Here is an 18,513-nt window from a genome sequence, read left to right on the forward strand (position 1 = left end):
CCGTGCCGAATATCAGCCGTCCCCGAATCCATCTCGGTCCCGATTCCGATTCCGCCCTCGCCAGGGGAATCGAGCAAGGCGGCGGCATTCTCGTTCCGCTCGCCGACGCGGACGCGGTGGTGTGGACACAGGGACCGGCCACGTTCCCCGACCGGCTGCCCGACGCGGTGCGCTGGGTGCAGTTGCCCTCCGCCGGTGTCGAACCCTGGATCTCCGCCGGGATCATCGATGAGACTCGCGTCTGGACCTCAGCGGCCGGTGCTTACGCGCGCAACGTCGCCGAGCACGGCGTCCTGCTGCTGCTTGCCGGGGTACGGGTCCTTGCCGAACAGGTACGCGCGACATCTTGGCGCAAGTCGGATTTCGACCCGCGGGTCGGGACGCTGTACGGCTCGACCGTGGCCATCGTCGGCTGTGGCGGCATCGGCCGCGCCATGATCCCTGTGCTCACCGCATTCGGCGCACAGGTACTGGCGGTCACCCGGTCGGGCGCTCCGGTGCCCGGCGCGGCCGAGACCGTCGCCGCGGATCGGACAACCGAAATCTGGTCGAGGGCAGATCATTTCGTACTCGCGGCACCGGCGACACCGGACACCACACACCTCGTGGATGCGGACGCCCTCGCCAGGATGAAGTCGACCGCTTGGATCGTGAACGTGGCTCGCGGCTCGCTCATCGACACCGATGCGCTGGTGCGCGCACTCGAGGACGGATCGATCGGCGGCGCCGCCCTGGATGTGACCGAACCGGAACCACTTCCGGCGGACCATCCCCTCTGGACGCTGCCCAACGCCATCGTCACCCCGCATGTCGCCAATCCCGCGACGGGCCTCACCGCGGTGCTCGCCGACCACGTCGCGACGAATGTCGAACGGTTCGCCACCGGGCAGCCGCTGCTCGCGACCATCGACATCCGACGGGGCTACTGAGCTGTGCGCCCCGCACTGTTCCTGACGTAGTCGGCGACGACGGCGCGCAATATCTCGCGCACGGCTTCCGCCGGTTTGGACAACGGCTGATTGGTCGGAGTGCCCAGCGATACCTGGACCGTGATCGCCGGTTCGATGCGGCGCAGTTCCAGATTGTCGACTGTCATGATCCGACGGGCCACCGACAACGGTAAAACGGTGGCGCCCAAACCATTTCGCACGGCCTGCGCCATCAGCGCCACCGACTCCACCTCCCCGACGACGTGCGCGTGTTCCAGCGCGTGATCGTAGGCTTGCTCCACCACTTTCCGGATCGTGTGCATCGGACCGGGCAGCAGCAGCGGCAGACCCTTCAACTGCGCGATCGCAACTGCGGAACCGGTCGTACCGGGCAGCCCGGTCCCCGCCGGGGCGACGACCATCAGTTCCTCGGTGAGTAGCGGTTCGAAGGTCACACCTTTGATCGGTCCGGTGTCGTACAGCAGCGCCATATCCATCCGGCCGGTCATCATCGCCTCGCTGAGTACGCCGCCGAAGTTCTCGTTGATGTGCAGCAGGATGCTCGGATACCGCTCACGCACCGCGGTCAGCAACGGCAGAGCGATCGCGTTGACCGTGCTGTAGGGCGCGAGCCCGACGGAAACACCGCCCGCCAATTCACGGCCGACCACACTCACCTCGGCCTGTGCGCTCTGCACCTGACGCAGGATGATCTGCGCGTGCCGGTACAGGGCGCGGCCCGCGTCGGTGGGTTCGACGCCTTGTTTGTGCCGGATCAGCAGTTGCTGACCGAACTGGGCCTCGAGAGCCGTCATCTGCTGGCTCAGCGCGGGCTGCGCGATGTGCAGGATATCCGCGGCGCGGGTGATGCTGCCGGCATCAACGATGCGCACGAACGAAAACAAGCGTCGGGTATCCATGTCACCCATCCACCTTTCTCGCGGCGCCTCGTCGCACGTGATGATTTCCGTATTGTTGTCCTACGGAAACGCGGCAGTACCGAATTCACGGCCGGCATTATGAGCATGCCGCATAGTCAATGCTCAGACACCATAGAGGTTCGTTATCGCCTCACCCGAAACCGGTATTACCCGCGCCGGGGGGAACCTGCGTAGCGTCCTTTTACACCGAGCGTTCACTCATACGGTGCTCGCAGTTTCCCACCTCGCGGAGGCATCCATGGCATGGAAGATCGATCTCGTCGCCGATATCGGTGAGGGTTTCGGGGCGTGGACGATGGGCGATGACGACGCACTGCTCGACGTCCTCACCTCCGCCAACATCGCCTGCGGCTTCCACGCGGGCGATCCGCAGACCATGGACCGGACGGTCCGGCACTGCGTTGCCCGCGGCATCGGTATCGGCGCGCACCCCAGCTTCCCGGACCTGGTCGGCTTCGGTCGGCGGGCGATGGACCTCTCGGCCGACGAGGTGCGCACCGATGTCCTGTACCAACTCGGCGCGCTGCACGCCTTCGCCGTCGCGCACGGCAGCCCGGTGTCGCATATGGCACCGCACGGCCGACTGGGCAATCTGGTGGCGACCCGCGCCGACTACGCCGCCGCCGTGGTCGACGCCGTCGGGTCGTTCGATCCGCATCTGATCGTGCTCGCCCAGGACGGCGAACTCGCCGACCACGCTCGCGCACAGGGGATTCGCGTCGGCATCGTCGGCATTGTGGATCGCGCTTATCGCGCCGACGGCACCCTGGTCCCGCGATCCGAGCCGGGTGCGGTCATTCACGACCCCGAGGTCCTCGCCCGCCGTGCGGTGCGCATGGTGACCGAGGAGATCATCGAATCCATCGACGGCACAAGCCTTTCCGTCCGTCCGCACACACTGCTCTTGCACGGCGAGAACGGCGACGCGGTGCGCAATGCGCGCGCGATCCGGACCGCGCTCACTGCGGCAGGTGCGCACATCGTCCCGCTGCCGGAGGTACTCGCGGATCGCGCCGGGAAGGAAAACCAACCATGTCCGGCGTAGCGGGAGTCACCTTCCAGGTCGCGGACTGCGGTGATTCCGCCGTACGCATCACCACGCAGGGTGCCGACCGCGAAGAATGCTGGCAAGCTGTGCACGCGATCGCGGCCGCCATGGACACCGATGCGGACCGCTTCGCGATAACCGGCATCATTCCGACCTACGACGCCGTGCTCATCGAATTCGACTGCGCGGCAAGCACTCACGACGATATTCGCCAGCTACTCGCGAATCTCGTACGAGAACCGGTGGCACCGACCCCGCGTCCGGCCCGGCATTTCGATATCCCCGTGGTCTACGGCGGCGAGTACGGTCCTGATCTCGACGACGTGGCCGACCACCTCGGGCTGTCCCCGGCCGAGGTGATCCGCGTGCACGGATCGTCACCACTCACCATGCGCTGCTTCGGATCTCCCGGCGGCGCGCCGATGCTCGACGGACCCGGCTTCGTACGGCCGATACCTCGACGTGTCGTCCCGCGCCCGCACGTGCCCGCCGGAGCCGTGGCGGTGGCCGGTCGACAGGCGGTCGTTTCGGCACGGCCCGCACCCGGCGGGTGGCCCGTCATAGGTCGAACCCCATGCACCATCGTCGACCCGACAACCGAGCCGCTGTCCGTCTTCCGACCCGGCGATACGTTTCGGTTCCATGCCATCGCGGCCCACGAATGGTCCCGGTTCGAGGGGGTGCCGCATGGCTGAGACCATGACGGTGACGACCCCGGGGATCAGCACCGTCCAGGATCTGGGTCGCCGCCGGGCCGCACGCATCGGCCAGTTGACCGGCGGTGCCCTCGACCAGTACAGCGCCGAAGTCGCCAACGCTCTGGTCGGCAGTGCGCGCACGGCGCCGCTGCTCGAACTGGTCGCGCTGGATTTCGGTGCGGTCGCGAGCACCGATCTGCTCGTCGCGATAACCGGTGCGCCCGCCGACGTATACGTCGACGGTGTCACCCGCGCCCAGTGGGAACCGTTCATCTGGACCGCAGGCACCGAACTCACCGTTCGCGATATCCGCGACGGGCTCCGGGTCTACATCGCGGTGCACGGCACGATTTCCGCGAACTATCTGCTCGACAGCTGCGCTCCGGATCCGGTACTCGGTTTCGGTCGACTGCTGACGGTGGGTGCGAATGTCGACATCGAGGTCGACGGTCCGCTACTCGACCACCCTTATTTTCGAATTCCGTTGTTCCACTTCGATATTGCGCGGCCCGTGTACACCGGAAGTTGGACCGTCGACGTCACCGATGGACCCGATATCGCCGAATTCGGCGGCACCGCGACGCGACTGTTCGAGACCTCGTTCGTCGTCGGCGACAACAGCAATCACATCGGACTCCGGTTGAGTCCCGATGGGGCCGTCCCACAACGAGAGAGCCGGACCGAGGTCTTGTCCCGGGGCGTACCGATCGGAGCCGTCGAGGTGCCCGCCGGAAACGAACTGCTCGTACTGCACCGCGGCCGGGGCGTGACAGCGGGCTATCCGGTACTCGCGGTCGTCACCGCAACCGGCTTGTCGCAACTGGGCCAAGCCCGGCCCGGTCAGCGAGTTCGATTCCGGCACATCGGAATTCCCGAGGCGGTGCGCCGCTACCGCGCGCAGCAGGCCGCGATCGATCGACTACGTGCCCGTGTGGCGAATGCCTACAACAGCCTCCGAATTCCCGTCCACACCAACACTTGCCACCGGACCGGTCTGCGCGGTCAGGCCCCGGAGGCGGCGGCTTGCGTATCCACGCAGAGGGCCCGCGCAGACCACCTCCGACACCGTCATCTGGAGTACCCATGACCGACACGATCTCTCCCGCCCCGGCCCGGTCCGTGCCCACCGACCAAACGCATGCGGCGCCGTCCGGCTCGATCCGCAAAGTCGTACTGGCCGGCTGCGTCGGCATCTTCGTCGAGCTCTACGACAACGGCATCTTCGCCTTCATGGCGACCGCCCTTGCCATCGTGTTCTTCGATGTATCCAAGTCGAGTGACGCATTGCTGCTGGTCTTCGCCGGATATGCGATTTCCTTCTTCGTGCGTCCGCTGGGCGCGGTGATCTGCGGCATCCTCGGCGACAAGATCGGCCGCCAGAAGATGCTCGTCTTCGTCATCATGCTGATCAGCGTCGCGACGGCGGGTATCGGCATTCTGCCGACCTATGCGGCGATCGGCGTCGCGGCACCCGTGTTGTTGGTCGCCTTGCGGTTGGCGCAGGGATTCTCGGTCGGCGGTGAGGCAGCCGGTGCGATGACCTTCCTCGCCGAACATTCGCCCGAGGGCAAGCGCGGACTGATCACCAGCTACGCCCAGATCGCCTCCTTCCTCGCGCTGCTCACCGGCACCCTCGTCGCTTTCACGATGTCCCCGTGGTTGAACGCGAATGCCATCCACGGCGGCGGATTCGGCAGCTGGGCCTGGCGGATTCCATTCCTCATCGCGATCCCGATGGGCCTGATCGGCTGGTACATCCGCCGTGCCATCAGCGACACCCCGAATTTCGGCAAGCTCAAGGAATCCGGCGGCCTGTCACGCAACCCGCTGAAAGAAGCGTTCGCGACGCCCGAACACCGCAGGGCCATGCTGCTCGCCCTGTTCATCCCGTTGATGAACGGCTCCGGCTATTACGTCCTGTTCTCCTACATGCCGACTTTCCTCAAGGGTGACAAGATCGGATTCTCCACCGGCACAGCACTTATCGTCACCGCCGCCAGTCTGGTGGCGATCAGCATCGCGATTCCGTTCATGGGCGCACTGTCGGACAAGCTGGGCCGTAAGAGGGTGATCGCCGGTGCAGCGATCGCGATGGCCGTCGGCGCCATCCCCTGCTATGCCCTCATCGCGACCGGCAGCTTCGCACTCGCGGTGCTCGGCGCCTGCATCATGGCCGTCATCTTCGCCGGGCACACCGCGGTCATCCACATCCTCATCGTCGAACTGTTCCCGACCCGGGTCCGGTACTCCGCCTACGGGCTCGGCTACAACATCTCCTCGGCGCTGTTCGGCGGTACCGCACCGCTGCTGATGACCTGGCTCATCCCGCATTTCGGCATCTACGTCCCGGCCGTCTATGCCGTCGCCACCGCAATCGGCACGCTCGCGGCGGTCAGCACCGTCACCGATCGCGCCCATCTCCCCCTGCGCGACACGCTCTGACCACAAGCAGAACGGCCTCCCCCGAGACAAGGAGTGTCATGCCTTTCGACGACTACCGAACCGCCCTCGTCACCGGAGCCAATACCGGGATGGGTGCCGCGATCACCGAGACGCTCGCCAAACGTGGCCTCACCGTCTACGGCGTCGCCCGCGATGCCGTACGGCTCGACGAGGTGGCCGCACGGACCGGAATGATCCCGCTCGCCGTCGATGTCACCGATACCGCCGCACTCACCACCGCGGTCGGCCACCTCGAAATCGACATCCTGGTCAACAATGCCGGGGTATCGGCCACCGGGAATATCCTCGACGCAGCACCGGAATCGGTCGATGCCATGGTCGATGTCAATCTCCGTGCCGCGCTGCATCTGTGTCGACTGCTGATGCCGGGCATGGTCGAACGAGACCTCGGCCATATCGTCAATATCAGCTCGATCGCGGGTCTGTACAACTTCTACGGCCACACGGCCTATCACGCGACAAAGGCCGCGATCCACCAGATCTCGCGCCAGCTCCGCAACGATGTCATCGGCAAGCGCATCCGGGTCACCGAGATCTGCCCTGGCCGGGTGGAGACCGAAATCTTCGGGCGCAATCTGGGCGGCACACCCGAGGCGATGCGGGCGGCCTGGCAGACATATTACGAAGGCTACGAATCCATTACGACGAAGGACATCGCCGACACCATCGAATTCGCTATCGACGCACCGCGGTATGTGAACCTGGGCCTGATCGAGATCACGCCGACGTTCCAGGTACCCGGTGGGCTCGAATTCGTCCGGCGCCAGGATTGAGTGCGCCGATGCCGCTAACCGAATTACCTTCTCGCACACTGGGAGTCGTGGCACACGCGGCGGGCGATCTCCGCGTCGAAGCCATTGCTCTCAGCCCGCCAGGACCGTCCGATACCGTCGTGGAAATAGCGTATGGCGGCATCTGCGGATCAGACCTGCACTACTGGACCCATGGAGCCGCAGGCGAATCGATCCTGAAGGCACCGATGTTGCTCGGACACGAGGTGGTCGGCACGGTGGTTCAGCAGGCCGCGGATGACAGCGGCCCCGGGGCCGGTGCCCGGGTGGCGGTGCATCCGGCGACACCGGGCGGCGACACCCCGCGCTATCCCGCCGATCGTCCCAACCTGTCACCGGGGTGCACCTATCTCGGCAGCGCGGCCCAATTCCCGCATACGCACGGAGCATTCACGCGTTATGCGGTGCTGCCGTCCCGGATGCTCCGACCACTGCCCGACGGTCTTCCGCTGCGAACGGCCGCGGTAGCGGAACCGGCTTCCGTTGCCTGGCATGCGGTTTCGCGCGCAGGGAACATCGAGGGAAAGACCGCGCTGGTGATCGGTTGCGGGCCGATCGGCGCGCTGGTGGTGTCGGTGCTGCGCCGCGCCGGTGCCGCCGCGATCACGGCCGTGGACATCCACGATTATCCATTGGCCATTGCCCGCGAACTCGGCGCGACCACAACATTGAAGGCCGACGACACCGCCACAGTCGCCGACGTGGACGCCGACATCGTCATCGAATGCTCCGGCAACCGCTTCGGACTCGAATCCGCCATTCGCGGCGCCACCCGAGGTGGCCGGGTGGTCCTGCTCGGGCTACTACCCACCGGACTTCAGCCCGCGCCGCTGTCGCTGGTCATCACGCGTGAACTCGAGGTCGTCGGATCGTTCCGGTTCAACGACGAAATCGACGCGGTGCTCGACGCACTCGCCGATGGGAGCCTGGTCGTCGAGCCGGTCATCAGCCATGAGTTCCCCGTTCGAGATGCCTTGGCCGCCTTCGCCGTCGCCAAGGATGCTGCCGCCTCCGCCAAAGTGCTGCTGGCGTTCTGAACCCTATGTCCACCCCAGGAGGAAGCATGTCCCCTGTCGCCCTCGCCACCCGTGTCGAACGGATCCGGGAATCGCCGAGTTCTGCTGCTGCACAACGGGTTCGCGAGTTGCGCGCGGCGGGTCGGGTGATTCTCGACCTGACCGTCGGCGAACCGGATTTCGACACCCCCGATCATGTGAAAGCCGCAGCGATCACGGCCATGGACTCCGGGCTCACCAAATACACTGCGGTGAACGGTATTCCGGAGCTGCGCCGGGCAATTGCGGCGCGGATACTCGACCGGACCGGAATCACAGTCGGCGACAACGAGATCACCGTCGGCGGCGGAGCCAAGCAAGTCATTTTCATGGCACTGATGGCGACGGTCGAAGAAGGCGACCAGGTCATCGTGCCGTCGCCGTACTGGGTGTCCTATCCGGATATGGTCACCCTGCACGGTGGCACGCCCATTGTCGTGGCCTGCCCCGAGTCGGACCGATTCCTGCTCACTGCAGCAGGATTGGCGGCGGCGATCACGCCTGCCACGAAGTGGGTGATCCTCAACGGACCGTCCAACCCGACCGGCGCGGTGCACAGCGCCCAGGAACTCGCGGCGCTCGCCACCGTTCTGGAGCGGCACCCGCACGTGAACGTCCTGTGCGACGAGATCTACGACGAGATCGTCTTCACCGATCAGCGCACCCCGAGCCTGCTGTCCGTGGCGCCGCAACTGCGCGATCAGATCTTCGTCGTCAACGGAGTGTCCAAGTCCTATGCGATGACCGGCTGGCGACTCGGATACGGCGTCGGGCACCCGGAGCTCATCGCCGCGATCAACAAATTGCAGTCGCAGAGCTCGTCCTGCCCGTCCTCGATCAGTCAGGCGGCCGCGACCGAGGCGATTTCCGGTGACCAGAGCTTCGTCGCCGAGTCGATCGTGCGCTACCGCGCGCGCCGCGACCTCATGTTCGACCTGCTGGCCGACGTGGACGGCCTCGCACCGGTGCGGCCGCAGGGCGCGTTCTACCTGTTCATCGGATGCGCCGGACTCCTCGGCAAGCGGACACCGGAGGGACGAGTACTGCACGACGACCAGGACGTCGTGCTGTATCTGCTCGAGGCCGCGTCGGTCGCGACGATCCAGGGCTCCGCCTATGGCGCGCCGTCATACCTGCGCATTTCCTTCGCCACCTCGGAGGACGTGCTGCGCTCCGCCGCCGCCGAAATCGCGAAAGCCGTTGCCGCACTGAGCTGACCACAGCCCGACCCGATCACGGAGAAACCATGGTTCACGTCACCACCAAGATCGACCGCGCCGACCGCGCACTCATCGACGAACTCGGCACCTTCTCGGCGGCCACCATCCACGAAGCCCAAGGCCGCAAGGGCGCACTCGACTCCGGCATCAAACCCATCGACCGCGACATGTCCTTCTGCGGATCCGCATTCACCGTCGTCTGCCATCCCCGCGACAACATCATGCTGCAGGTCGCGATCAGCTACGCCCGACCCGGCGACGTCCTCGTCGTGGCATCCGGCGACCAACCGGCCGGGCAATTCGGCGATGTCCTCGCCAATGCGTGTGCCGCCCGGGGCATTTCCGCCCTCGTCACCGACGGCGGCGTACGCGATACCCGAGAGATCCGCGAACTCGGATTCCCGGTCTTCGCCAAACATGTCTGCATCGAGGGCACCGTCAAGGAATCCCTCGGCCCCATCAACCAGCCGCTGGTCTTCGGCGGCCAAGTCATCTACCCCGGCGATATCGTCAAGGGTGACTGCGACGGCGTCGTCGTCGTCCGACGCGAAGAAATCCGATCGGCAATCGCCGCCGCCCGCGAGCGCGACTGCGCCGAGGCCACCTATATCGAACGCTACAAAGCGGGCGAGACTCCCATCCAGGTGTCGGGTCTGGCGACGATCCTGCAGGCAAAGGGCCTTGTCGTCGATCAGTAGCCCTCAGAACTCGTCGGCGCAGCCGCACGAACCTCTGGTGTGCAGTACCGCTTCGAGATTCACCACTCCGGGGCGAGTCGTGTGGTCGTCGAGCTGTTGCAGTAGCAGATCGATCGCGGTCTCGCCCATGAGGCGGGTGGGCTGGACCATGGTGGTCAGACCCGGGCGGGTGTAGCGGGAGTATTCGATTCCGTCGAAGGCGACCACCGCGAGGTCGTCGGGTACGCGCAGCCCGGCATCGTAGGCGGCCCGGAGCATACCCATTGCCTGCAGATCGCTGGTCACGAAAATCGCTGTGGGGCGGCGTGCGGCGGCCATGAGGTCGGCCAGTGCGCGGTAGCCCGCGGCGCCGCCGAAATCCGTTCGCACTATGCGTCCTTCGGCAAGTCCGGCGGCGGCCAACGCATTTCGGTAGCCCTGCACGCGATCCTCGGCGGTGGACACGTGCGGTCCGCTCAGGCAAGCGATTTCGCGGTGTCCGTGTTCGATGAGATGGGCGACGGCCCGCTCCGCACCCGCGACCGAATCGCACATGACGTGGGCGCAACGCGCCGGATCGATGACGCGGTCCAGCGCAACAAGCACCATGCCCGCCTCCTCGCAGGCGTCCGCGATGCCGGTCTCCCAGGACGACGAAATCGCAAGCAGCCCTTCGACTCTGCGATCGATGAAGGTGCGCACATAGGCGCGTTCGCGTTCCTGGTCACCGGCGGCATTGCCGACGAACAGCGGATACCCCCGCGCGAAGGCGGCCGCCTCGATCACCGCGGACAACTCGGCGAAGAACGGGTTCGCGCCGTCGGGAATCACCATGCCGAGCGCATGTCCTCGATTCATGCGCAGGCTGCGCGCGGACATATTGGGCCGGTAGCCGAGTTCGGCGATGGCGGCCTCGATCCGAGCCTTGGTCGCGGGCGCGACCTGCCGCGGTCCGCCATTGAGCACATAGCTCACCAGCGCCGGTGACGTACCGGCCAGCCGCGCAACGTCGGCTCGTGTGACTGCCATCGGAAATCTCTCCTTGCTCCGACCGTCTATCCAAGCACTGCGCACAAGTACTTGACAGCCGGTGACTCGGGTCACACACTACTCATCAACTCGCGTTGATCAACACGAGTTGATACCTGAGATGGATAGGTCGAACTCACGATGAATGCTCGATTCAGGCGTGCAATGGCGCCGCTTGTCCTCATCGGCGCGCTTGCCGCCGCTGCCTGCGGTCGCGGTGGACAGGACGGGGACGGCGATTTCAAGATCGCGATCGTCACCCGCAACTTCACCAACCCCTACTGGGCGGCATTGCGCGACGGCGCCCTCGCCGAGGGGCAGAAGCTCGGGGTGAAGGTCACGGTGCAAGCCGGGCAGTCCGAGACCGACGCCGACGGTGAGAACGCCCAGATCTCCACCCTGGCCGCGCAGGGCTACGACTGCTTCGGCGTGGTGCCGGTCAATGCCACGAATGTCATCACTCCGCTGACGCCGGTGGCGCGCAAGAACATCCCGATCCTCGACCTCGACACCCAGATCGATGCGAAGGCTTCTCAGCAGGCCGGGGTGTCGTATGCGAGCTTCATCGGTTCGGACAATCTCGATGCGGGCCGGACTGCCGGGCAGAAGATGCTCGAGGCACTCGGCGGCACCGGCAAGGTGGCCATCCTGCAGGGCATCGCTGGCGAGCAGAACGGCATCAATCGCGACCAGGGCTTCACCGACGCCGTCGCGGGCAAGCTGGAGATCGTGCAGAAGGCGCCCGCCGACTACGAACAGGACAAGGGCCTGCAGGTCACCGAGGCGATCCTGAAGGCGCATCCGGATATCACCGGCATCTTCGCCGCCAACGACACCATGGGCCTCGGTGCGGCGCAAGCCATCAAGAACGCGGGCCGAACCGGTCAGATCAAGGTGATCTCCGTCGACGGCATCCAGGCCGCCCTCGACGCCGTCAAGGCGGGCACCCTGACCGGCACGGTGACCCAATACCCGTATGCCGAAGGACAACTCGCGGTGCAGAGCTGCCTGGCCCAGCACCAGGGCAAAAAGCTGCCCGAGCGCGTGGTCTCCCCCATCGCCTTCATCGGCAAGGACAATGTCGAACAGCAGATCGCGGCGTTCCCGCGTCCGATCGTCGCCTTCGACAACCCGGTGGAAGGGCTGTTGAACAAGTGACCGCAGAGGCAACCGAAGGACTCCGGGCGCGTGAGGGGCGCACGGAGATCCTCGCCAAGGTCGCCGAATTCGCGGCACCGCTCGCGCTGGTCGTTTTGTGGGTGGCGTTCTTCATCGCCACCCCGAACTTCCTGACGGCGGACAATATCGGCGATCTGCTGGTCGCCTCGACCATCCTCACCGTGCTCGCGCTCGGCCAGCAGTTCGCGATCACCGTCGGCGGCATCGATCTGTCGGTAGGCGCCAATTTGCCATGGGCGGCAGCCGTTCTCGGCTATCTGGCCAGCCACGGCTACCCGATGGCGGTCGCCATCGGGGCCGCGATTCTGAGTGGACTCGCGGTCGGGGTCATCAACGGTGTGCTGGTCGGTCGACTGCATATGACCGATTTCGTGGTCACGCTCGGCATGCTGAGCGTGCTCAACGGCATCACCCTGCTGCTGACGCACGGCAATACCGAGGCCGTGAGTTCCCGCTTCCTGCAGCAGCTCGCACTCGACGGCATCGGACCGGTGCGCTGGTTCTGGCTGCTGGCACTGGTCGCCGCACTGGTCGTGGCTGGCATCATCTTCCGCACCCGGATCGGCACCCATCTGCTCGCCACCGGCGGACGACTCGAGGCCGCGCGCGACACTGGCATCTCGGTGAACAAGATCCGGCTGTTCGCCTACGCCATGTCCGGGTTGCTGTGCGGCATAGCCGGTGTCATGCTGGTCGCCCGCAACGGCGGCGCGGATCCGTCGCTGCAGACCACCTACCTGCTGAGTTCGATCGCCGCGGTGGTGCTCGGCGGCTCGTCACTGTCCGGCGGCAAGGCGTCGGTGCTCGGCACCGTCTGTGGTGCGGTGCTGTTCACCTCGCTGATCAACGGGTTCACCATTCTCGGCATTTCGCAGTACTACCAGCCGGTCGCCGTCGGCGCGGTGCTGCTGCTGGCCGCCGGGATCGCCCGCTTCCGAAAGTAGGCCAAGACATGACGATTCCACTATTGGAGGCGCGCGAGCTCACCAAGTCCTTCGACTCGGTACGCGCGCTGGCCGGAGTATCACTGACGATTCCCGAGGGTGAGGTAACCGCGCTGGTCGGCGATAACGGCGCGGGCAAGTCGACATTGGTGCGCTGCCTCACCGGCGTGCAGACACCGGATACCGGGCAGATCCTGTTCAAGGGCGAACCGGTGCGTCTACGCTCGCCCGAGGACGCGCGCAAGATGGGCATCGAGACCGTGTATCAGGATCTCGCCCTCATCGATGATCTGGCCGTGTGGCAGAACCTGTTTCTCAATCGCGAGTTGGTGTATCCGCTCGGCATCGTCAACCGCAGAGCGATGCTCGCCCGCAGCGGCGAGATCCTGCGCGATCTGGATGTCGACGTGCCCTCGGTGCGCACCACTGTGCGCCGGATGAGCGGCGGTCAACGCCAGAGCATCGCCATCGCCCGCGCGGTGGCCTGGGGCAAATCCATGGTGATCATGGATGAGCCGACCGCCGCACTCGGTGTGCGGGAGACCGCCGCGGTGGAGAAGCTGGTGCGCGGTCTGCGCGAGCGCGGAATCACCGTATTGATCATCAGCCACGACCTGGCACAGGTGATGCGGATCTGCGACAACGTGGTGGTGCTGCGGCGCGGCAGATCCGTTGCGGCACATCGGATCAACGAGGTGAACGGTGATCGGCTGGTCGCACTCATAACCGGTGCCGCACCCGGCAATCTGGAGCTCACTGCCAACGGAGCCGAGTCGTGACGGTTGTCGTCCTCGGCTCGGTCAACCAGGACATCGTCTGTGAGGTGCAACAGCTGCCGCGGCCGGGCGAGACCGTGCTGGCACTGCGCTCGCGAACCAACCTGGGCGGCAAGGGTTCCAATCAGGCCGTCGCGGCGGCCCGAGCGGGCGGCCGGGTCGAATTCATCGCCAGAATCGGCCGTGATGCCGATCCCGGACTGCGAAAATCGTTGCGCGAGTACGGTGTCGAACTCACCGCGCTGCGTGAGGTGCGCGACGCCCGGACCGGCACCGCCTATATCACCGTCGCCGACGGCGAGAACCAGATCGTGGTCGATCCCGGCGCCAACTTCCGCTGGGAAGCCGAAACCGAACTCGACACCATGACCGAGGCCGACTTGCTGCGGTCGGCGGAAGTCGTTGTCGCACAGTTGGAAGTGCCGCCGAACGTGGTCGAATGGGCCGCGCGGCGGGCCCGCCGGTTCGTCCTCAATGCCGCTCCGGCGACGACGCTGCCGGATGAGCTGCTGCGCCGCTGCCACCCGCTGATCGTCAATGAATCCGAGCTGTCGGCGTTGACCGGAACCACCGCGCGGACGCCCGAGCAGGCGTTCCGCCTGGCCCGTTCGCTCTGCCTGCGCGGGGTGCCGTCCGTCGTCGCCACCTTGGGCGCCGCCGGGTCGGTCTGGGCGCACCGCTGCGATGTGCCCGCGCCGGTCGCTGGTGGATATCAGGCTGCGCCACAGGTGAATTCGGTGGATTCCACCGGCGCGGGCGACGCCTTCGTCGGCGCTTTGGCCACCGCACTCGCCGATGGTATGCCGCTCGGCGGCGCCGTGGCCTACGCCACCGCGGCCGGTGCGCTCGCCGTGCGGACACCGGGAACCCATGCCTCCTACCCCACCGGGGACCAGATCGTCTCCGCGCTCGCGGCCGTCCCCGCGGCCCGGTCGCTCGTCTGACCCCCCTTCGAGAAGGAATCGAAACCTTGCGCACCAGCGGACTCATTCACGCCGAATTGCTCGCCGCGCTCACCGCGCTGCGCCATACCGACCTCTTCGCCGTCAGCGATTCCGGTCTGCCGACACCCGGCGGCGTGCCCGTCATCGACCTGGGCATCAGCTACGGATTCCCCCGGTTCGAGCCCATCCTCGACCTGATCCTCGACGAGGTCACCGTCGAAGCGGCTTGGGGCAGCCGCAACGTCGCGGACCAGAATCCGGAGGCTGCCGCCCTGCTCAGCAACCGCCTGAACGCGGAGTTGATCGACCACGACGACTTCAAACAGCGCATCGGAGCGTGCCGGTTCGTGGTGCGCACCGGCGAGGCCCGGCCGTATGCCAATGTGTTGCTGCGCGCCGGGGTGCCCTGGCTGTAGCGTTCGGAAATATTGTTACGTGCAATATTGAACCCAGCGCACGCGCGGTCCGTATCGATTGCGGAATGGTCAGTTGACTAACTACTGTCGGGTGCTCGGATCAATGACTGATTCCACAGGTCAGGCTACTTTGCGACGGCTCGCAACTCGCTGCCATGTGGGTCGGGAGGAGCGGTAGAGATGGACCTTCGCGAGGTCGTGTCCGCGGGTGTGTGGGAGCAGCGGCAGCTGCTGGACCAAGGGGTTCTGACGGCCCGCGAATTGATCGAGGCGACGCTCGACGGGATCGACCAGGCGGGCGAGCTGAATGCCTTCACTCGGGTACTGCACGAACAAGCCGTCGCCGAAGCCATCGAACGGGATCAGCAGGACGTCGCTGAGCGCGGACCGCTGCACGGCATCCCGATCGCGGTGAAGGACGAAATCGACGTCGCGGGCGTGCCGACCACCTTCGGCACCCGCGCCAATCTCACCCCGGCGGTCGCCGACGCCGAGGTGGTGCGGCGGCTGCGGGCGGCGGGTGCGGTCATCGTCGGCAAGACCACCATGCCGGAATTCGGACAGTGGCCGTACACCGAGTCCACCACCTACGGGGTGACCCGCAATCCGTGGGATCGGACCCGTTCGACCGGCGGCTCCAGCGGCGGTTCCGCCGCGGCGGTCGCGGCGGGGCTGGTGCCCGCCGCGCTCGGCGGGGACGGCGGCGGCTCGATCCGGATCCCCTCCGCCTGCTGTGGACTCTTCGGCCTGAAAACCCAGCGCGGACGGGTGCCGACCGCACCGAACGCCCATCTGTGGTGGGCGTTGGGCGTCATCGGACCGCTCACCCGAAGCGTGCTGGATTCGGCGATCGTCTACGACGTCATCCGCGGCACCACACCGACCGACCGATTCCAGGCTCCCGAGCCGGGGATGTCATTCGAGGAGGCCGCGCGGCGCACGCCGACCGGCCTGCGCATCGGCTACACCACGAAATCACAGACGATGCTCGCGAAAGCGGTTCCCGAACATGTGCGCGCGGTACACGATACCGCCGAACTCCTCGCTCAACTGGGCCATACGGTCACCGAGATCGACCCGGGCTATCCCGATTTCACCTTCGCCTTCTATCCGCAGTTCTATGGCGGTGTGCGCGCGGAGATCCCACTCATCGACCATCCGGAGCGGCTCGAACTCCGTACTCGCCAAAATCTCGCGCTCGGTTTCTGGGCACGCCAGCCGGTCATCGAATGGGCCATGCGCCGCGGTGCGGCCTTGGCACGCAAGGCCGATCGCATCTTCGACAACTGTGATCTGCTGCTGACCCCCACCATCGCGCACCGCCCGCCGCGGGTCGGTGTCCTCGACAATGCGAATCCGATCCGCGCACAACTCGCCTCGGTCCCCATGGTCGCCTTCACCGGATTCTGGAATGTGACCGGACATCCCGCCGCCTCACTGCCCGCGGGTATCGCTGCCGATGGCCTCCCGCTGGCGGTCCAATTGGTCGGACCGGCGAATGGTGAGACCACCATCCTCTCCGTTGCCGCCCAACTCGAAAAAATCCGCCCGTACCCCCGCCCCGCATAGCCCGAAAGCCCCTGCCTCCGCTGCCATTGTCGATAAAATTCGCACCGGAGGTGATGTGCCGTGACAAGCGTATTGCTGATCACCGGAGACGCGGCCGAAGACCTGGAGGTCATGTACCCGTACCAGCGGCTGCTCGAGGAGGGGTACGAGGTCGAAGTGGCCGCCCCGACCGCCAAGAAGCTGCAGTTCGTGGTGCATGATTTCGTCGACGGTTTCGATACCTACACCGAGAAAGCCGGACACACCTGGCCCGCCGATATCGCGCTGGCCGATGTCGATCCGAGTCGGTACGCGGCGTTGGTGCTGCCCGGTGGACGGGCGCCGGAGTATCTGCGCGGCGATGCGGAGTGCCGCAGGGTCGTCAAACATTTCGTCGACGAGGACAAACCGATCGCGGCGCTGTGCCATGGTCCGTTGATTCTGCTTGCCGTCGGCGCGCTGAACGGTCGCTCGTCGAGCGCCTATCCGGCGTTGGCACCGGACCTGAATGCCGTTGGCGCGCAATGGGAGGACAGTGCGGCCCATGTCGACGGCAATATCGTGACCGGTCGAGCCTGGCCGGACCATCCGCAGTGGATGCGTGCGTTCTTGGAGGTGTTGCGCGCCAAAGCGCCCGCACCGGGTCAGTAAGCCTTCGCCGCGCCCTGGTTCACCCGGGTGGTCGCCGAACCGGTGTTTTCGGCAAGGTGCTCGACGCCGCCGAATCCGCACTGGCCCAAGGGAATCAGCTGGCGGCGTCGAGCACACAACAGTCAGCGGTCGCGCGCGCCGAGTGTCAGGAATGCGAGCCCCAGTGCCAGCACGGCCAATCCGCACCACGACACGATCGGCAGCCGCTCACCGACGACGACCACACCGAGCACCGCGGCCACGGCGGGTTCGGCGAGCGTCAATGTCGTCGCCACCTGCGCGGTCGTATGCCGCAGGCCGTAGCCGAACAGGCGGTAGGCGACGAAAGTGGTGAACACCGCGAGATGCAGTGCCACCGCGACACCTCGACCGGTGTGCAGCCAGGATGCGTTGGTGCACAACACAACCGGCAGCACCAGCAGCCCGGCAATGCCGAACATCGTGCCCATCACCGCATTCGACGGCTGGCCGTGTGCGATCAGCCTGCCGCCGATGAGCGAATAGACCGCGTAGGTGAGTCCACCGAATGCGGCGAGCACGATGCCGAGCAGGTCGACCGGTGCGGTGCCGCCCGTCATTTCGGGTCCGAGCACCAGGACAGCACAGCCGACTACCGCCGCCGCGGTGGCACCGACCCAGCGCTTGGTCGGCTTACCCTGCCCGGAAACCCAGGCCAGTAGCCCGGCGAAAACCGGCGCACTGCCGAGCGCGATCACCGTGGCAACGGCCACGCCTGTGCGCGCCACGGCGGGATAGAAGGTCACCGGATACCCCGCTACCGCCAAGGCCCCGACGGCAACCAACCACCACTCGCCGCGCGTGCACCGCAACCGCGCACCGGCGGACAAGAACAACAACAGCCCACCGAGCACCAACCCGGCAGATCCGATCGCTGCGGCCGGCGCACCGGCGGGAGCCAGTGAACTCGTGGTTCCGGTGGTCCCCCACAGCACCGCCGCGGTCAGGATGGGAACTGGGCCGCTGACTGCGTGAACACGCGAATGCCCAACCGCTACAACATCTTTGATATCAGACAAGGAGATGCACTTCCGTCATCGAATTCGACAGGGATTCGAAACGGGCGCACGACATCAACCAACGGCTGCCCTCGCAGACAGCCCGGACCGCGAATCAGGAATTCAGCAGGTGCGCCCGATCAGGCGCACGGCGGCGGCGTAACGGCATGCCAGTAGATATCCACGCG

General features: G+C 66.1%; 19 protein-coding genes. 16 read left to right on the forward strand and 3 right to left on the reverse strand.

All coding sequences use genetic code 11. From position 1 onward, the window contains the following. Nucleotides 1–2 precede the first annotated feature (2 nt). Complete coding sequence (locus ACQP1T_RS24330) at nt 3–929, forward strand: D-isomer specific 2-hydroxyacid dehydrogenase family protein (RefSeq protein ID WP_433755357.1); 927 nt, start codon at nt 3–5, stop codon at nt 927–929. On the opposite strand, the gene nac is transcribed toward ACQP1T_RS24330, so the two are convergent. Then, entirely contained in the window at nt 923–1,849 is a 927-nt protein-coding gene (gene nac, locus ACQP1T_RS24335) for a nitrogen assimilation transcriptional regulator NAC (protein ID WP_433755358.1), read from the reverse strand. The genes ACQP1T_RS24330 and nac overlap by 7 nt on opposite strands. 259 nt (nt 1,850–2,108) lie before the next feature. Here nac and ACQP1T_RS24340 point away from each other — a divergent pair, with 259 nt between their 5' ends. Genes ACQP1T_RS24340 through ACQP1T_RS24375 form a run of 8 tightly spaced genes read left to right on the forward strand, consistent with a single transcriptional unit; the run spans nt 2,109 to nt 9,843 of the window. After that, nucleotides 2,109–2,915 (forward strand): LamB/YcsF family protein, encoded by an 807-nt coding sequence (locus ACQP1T_RS24340; protein WP_433755359.1) that lies wholly within the window; start codon nt 2,109–2,111, stop codon nt 2,913–2,915. Continuing rightward, a complete protein-coding gene (locus ACQP1T_RS24345) occupies nt 2,903–3,613 on the forward strand; it encodes a 5-oxoprolinase subunit B family protein (RefSeq protein WP_433755360.1) in 711 nt (236 codons plus the stop codon). Before ACQP1T_RS24340 ends, ACQP1T_RS24345 begins: the two co-directional genes overlap by 13 nt. Beyond that, nucleotides 3,606–4,703, forward strand: coding sequence for a biotin-dependent carboxyltransferase family protein (locus ACQP1T_RS24350; protein WP_433755361.1), 1,098 nt, complete (start codon nt 3,606–3,608; stop codon nt 4,701–4,703). Before ACQP1T_RS24345 ends, ACQP1T_RS24350 begins: the two co-directional genes overlap by 8 nt. Further along, entirely contained in the window at nt 4,700–6,058 is a 1,359-nt protein-coding gene (locus tag ACQP1T_RS24355; RefSeq protein WP_433755362.1) for an MFS transporter, read from the forward strand. The genes ACQP1T_RS24350 and ACQP1T_RS24355 overlap by 4 nt, the downstream gene beginning before the upstream one ends. 38 nt (nt 6,059–6,096) lie before the next feature. Continuing rightward, nucleotides 6,097–6,852, forward strand: coding sequence for an SDR family oxidoreductase (locus tag ACQP1T_RS24360; RefSeq protein ID WP_433755364.1), 756 nt, complete (start codon nt 6,097–6,099; stop codon nt 6,850–6,852). An 8-nt stretch (nt 6,853–6,860) separates the two neighbouring features. Continuing rightward, nucleotides 6,861–7,907, forward strand: a complete 1,047-nt coding sequence (locus tag ACQP1T_RS24365; RefSeq protein WP_433755365.1) for an L-idonate 5-dehydrogenase — start codon at nt 6,861–6,863, stop codon at nt 7,905–7,907. Between the two features lie 26 nt (nt 7,908–7,933). Then, nucleotides 7,934–9,142, forward strand: coding sequence for an aspartate transaminase (locus tag ACQP1T_RS24370; RefSeq protein ID WP_433755366.1), 1,209 nt, complete (start codon nt 7,934–7,936; stop codon nt 9,140–9,142). 29 nt (nt 9,143–9,171) lie between these two features. Next, complete coding sequence (locus ACQP1T_RS24375; RefSeq protein WP_433755367.1) at nt 9,172–9,843, forward strand: 4-carboxy-4-hydroxy-2-oxoadipate aldolase/oxaloacetate decarboxylase; 672 nt, start codon at nt 9,172–9,174, stop codon at nt 9,841–9,843. 3 nt (nt 9,844–9,846) lie between these two features. Here the strand turns inward: ACQP1T_RS24375 and ACQP1T_RS24380 are convergent, their stop codons facing one another. Further along, the gene (locus ACQP1T_RS24380; protein WP_433755368.1) at nt 9,847–10,851 is read right to left on the reverse strand and encodes a LacI family DNA-binding transcriptional regulator; all 1,005 of its coding nucleotides are present in this window, start codon (nt 10,849–10,851) and stop codon (nt 9,847–9,849) included. A 165-nt stretch (nt 10,852–11,016) separates the two neighbouring features. Between ACQP1T_RS24380 and ACQP1T_RS24385 the strand changes: the two genes are divergently transcribed. From ACQP1T_RS24385 to ACQP1T_RS24415, 7 genes are all read left to right on the forward strand, one after another. After that, nucleotides 11,017–12,009 (forward strand): sugar ABC transporter substrate-binding protein, encoded by a 993-nt coding sequence (locus tag ACQP1T_RS24385; protein WP_433755369.1) that lies wholly within the window; start codon nt 11,017–11,019, stop codon nt 12,007–12,009. Then, entirely contained in the window at nt 12,006–12,974 is a 969-nt protein-coding gene (locus ACQP1T_RS24390) for an ABC transporter permease (RefSeq protein WP_433755370.1), read from the forward strand. The genes ACQP1T_RS24385 and ACQP1T_RS24390 overlap by 4 nt, the downstream gene beginning before the upstream one ends. A gap of 8 nt (nt 12,975–12,982) precedes the next feature. Then, on the forward strand, nt 12,983–13,753 hold the full coding sequence (locus ACQP1T_RS24395) for an ATP-binding cassette domain-containing protein (RefSeq protein WP_433755371.1): 771 nt from the start codon (nt 12,983–12,985) through the stop codon (nt 13,751–13,753). Continuing rightward, on the forward strand, nt 13,750–14,694 hold the full coding sequence (locus tag ACQP1T_RS24400; RefSeq protein ID WP_433755372.1) for a ribokinase: 945 nt from the start codon (nt 13,750–13,752) through the stop codon (nt 14,692–14,694). Before ACQP1T_RS24395 ends, ACQP1T_RS24400 begins: the two co-directional genes overlap by 4 nt. Before the next feature lie 26 nt (nt 14,695–14,720). Beyond that, nucleotides 14,721–15,110, forward strand: a complete 390-nt coding sequence (gene rbsD, locus ACQP1T_RS24405; protein WP_433755373.1) for a D-ribose pyranase — start codon at nt 14,721–14,723, stop codon at nt 15,108–15,110. Nucleotides 15,111–15,290: 180 nt separating this feature from the next. Then, entirely contained in the window at nt 15,291–16,679 is a 1,389-nt protein-coding gene (locus ACQP1T_RS24410) for an amidase (RefSeq protein ID WP_433755374.1), read from the forward strand. Nucleotides 16,680–16,739: 60 nt separating this feature from the next. Further along, nucleotides 16,740–17,309, forward strand: a complete 570-nt coding sequence (locus ACQP1T_RS24415) for a DJ-1/PfpI family protein (RefSeq protein ID WP_433755375.1) — start codon at nt 16,740–16,742, stop codon at nt 17,307–17,309. A 122-nt stretch (nt 17,310–17,431) separates the two neighbouring features. Here the strand turns inward: ACQP1T_RS24415 and ACQP1T_RS24420 are convergent, their stop codons facing one another. Beyond that, a complete protein-coding gene (locus tag ACQP1T_RS24420; RefSeq protein ID WP_433755376.1) occupies nt 17,432–18,346 on the reverse strand; it encodes an EamA family transporter in 915 nt (304 codons plus the stop codon). Nucleotides 18,347–18,513 lie beyond the last annotated feature (167 nt).

Origin of the sequence: Nocardia sp. CA-135398, assembly GCF_050955845.1 — a bacterium.
GTDB lineage: Bacteria > Actinomycetota > Actinomycetes > Mycobacteriales > Mycobacteriaceae > Nocardia.

Coding starts and splice junctions, on each gene's coding strand:
- ACQP1T_RS24370 (WP_433755366.1), top strand. CDS start 7,934: ATGTCCCCTGTCGCCCTCGCCACCCGTGTCGAACGGATCCGGGAATCG.
- ACQP1T_RS24380 (WP_433755368.1), bottom strand. CDS start 10,851: ATGGCAGTCACACGAGCCGACGTTGCGCGGCTGGCCGGTACGTCACCG.
- ACQP1T_RS24350 (WP_433755361.1), top strand. CDS start 3,606: ATGGCTGAGACCATGACGGTGACGACCCCGGGGATCAGCACCGTCCAG.
- ACQP1T_RS24385 (WP_433755369.1), top strand. CDS start 11,017: ATGGCGCCGCTTGTCCTCATCGGCGCGCTTGCCGCCGCTGCCTGCGGT.
- ACQP1T_RS24355 (WP_433755362.1), top strand. CDS start 4,700: ATGACCGACACGATCTCTCCCGCCCCGGCCCGGTCCGTGCCCACCGAC.
- ACQP1T_RS24395 (WP_433755371.1), top strand. CDS start 12,983: ATGACGATTCCACTATTGGAGGCGCGCGAGCTCACCAAGTCCTTCGAC.
- ACQP1T_RS24345 (WP_433755360.1), top strand. CDS start 2,903: ATGTCCGGCGTAGCGGGAGTCACCTTCCAGGTCGCGGACTGCGGTGAT.
- ACQP1T_RS24340 (WP_433755359.1), top strand. CDS start 2,109: ATGGCATGGAAGATCGATCTCGTCGCCGATATCGGTGAGGGTTTCGGG.
- nac (WP_433755358.1), bottom strand. CDS start 1,849: ATGGATACCCGACGCTTGTTTTCGTTCGTGCGCATCGTTGATGCCGGC.
- ACQP1T_RS24360 (WP_433755364.1), top strand. CDS start 6,097: ATGCCTTTCGACGACTACCGAACCGCCCTCGTCACCGGAGCCAATACC.
- ACQP1T_RS24375 (WP_433755367.1), top strand. CDS start 9,172: ATGGTTCACGTCACCACCAAGATCGACCGCGCCGACCGCGCACTCATC.
- ACQP1T_RS24410 (WP_433755374.1), top strand. CDS start 15,291: ATGGACCTTCGCGAGGTCGTGTCCGCGGGTGTGTGGGAGCAGCGGCAG.
- ACQP1T_RS24365 (WP_433755365.1), top strand. CDS start 6,861: ATGCCGCTAACCGAATTACCTTCTCGCACACTGGGAGTCGTGGCACAC.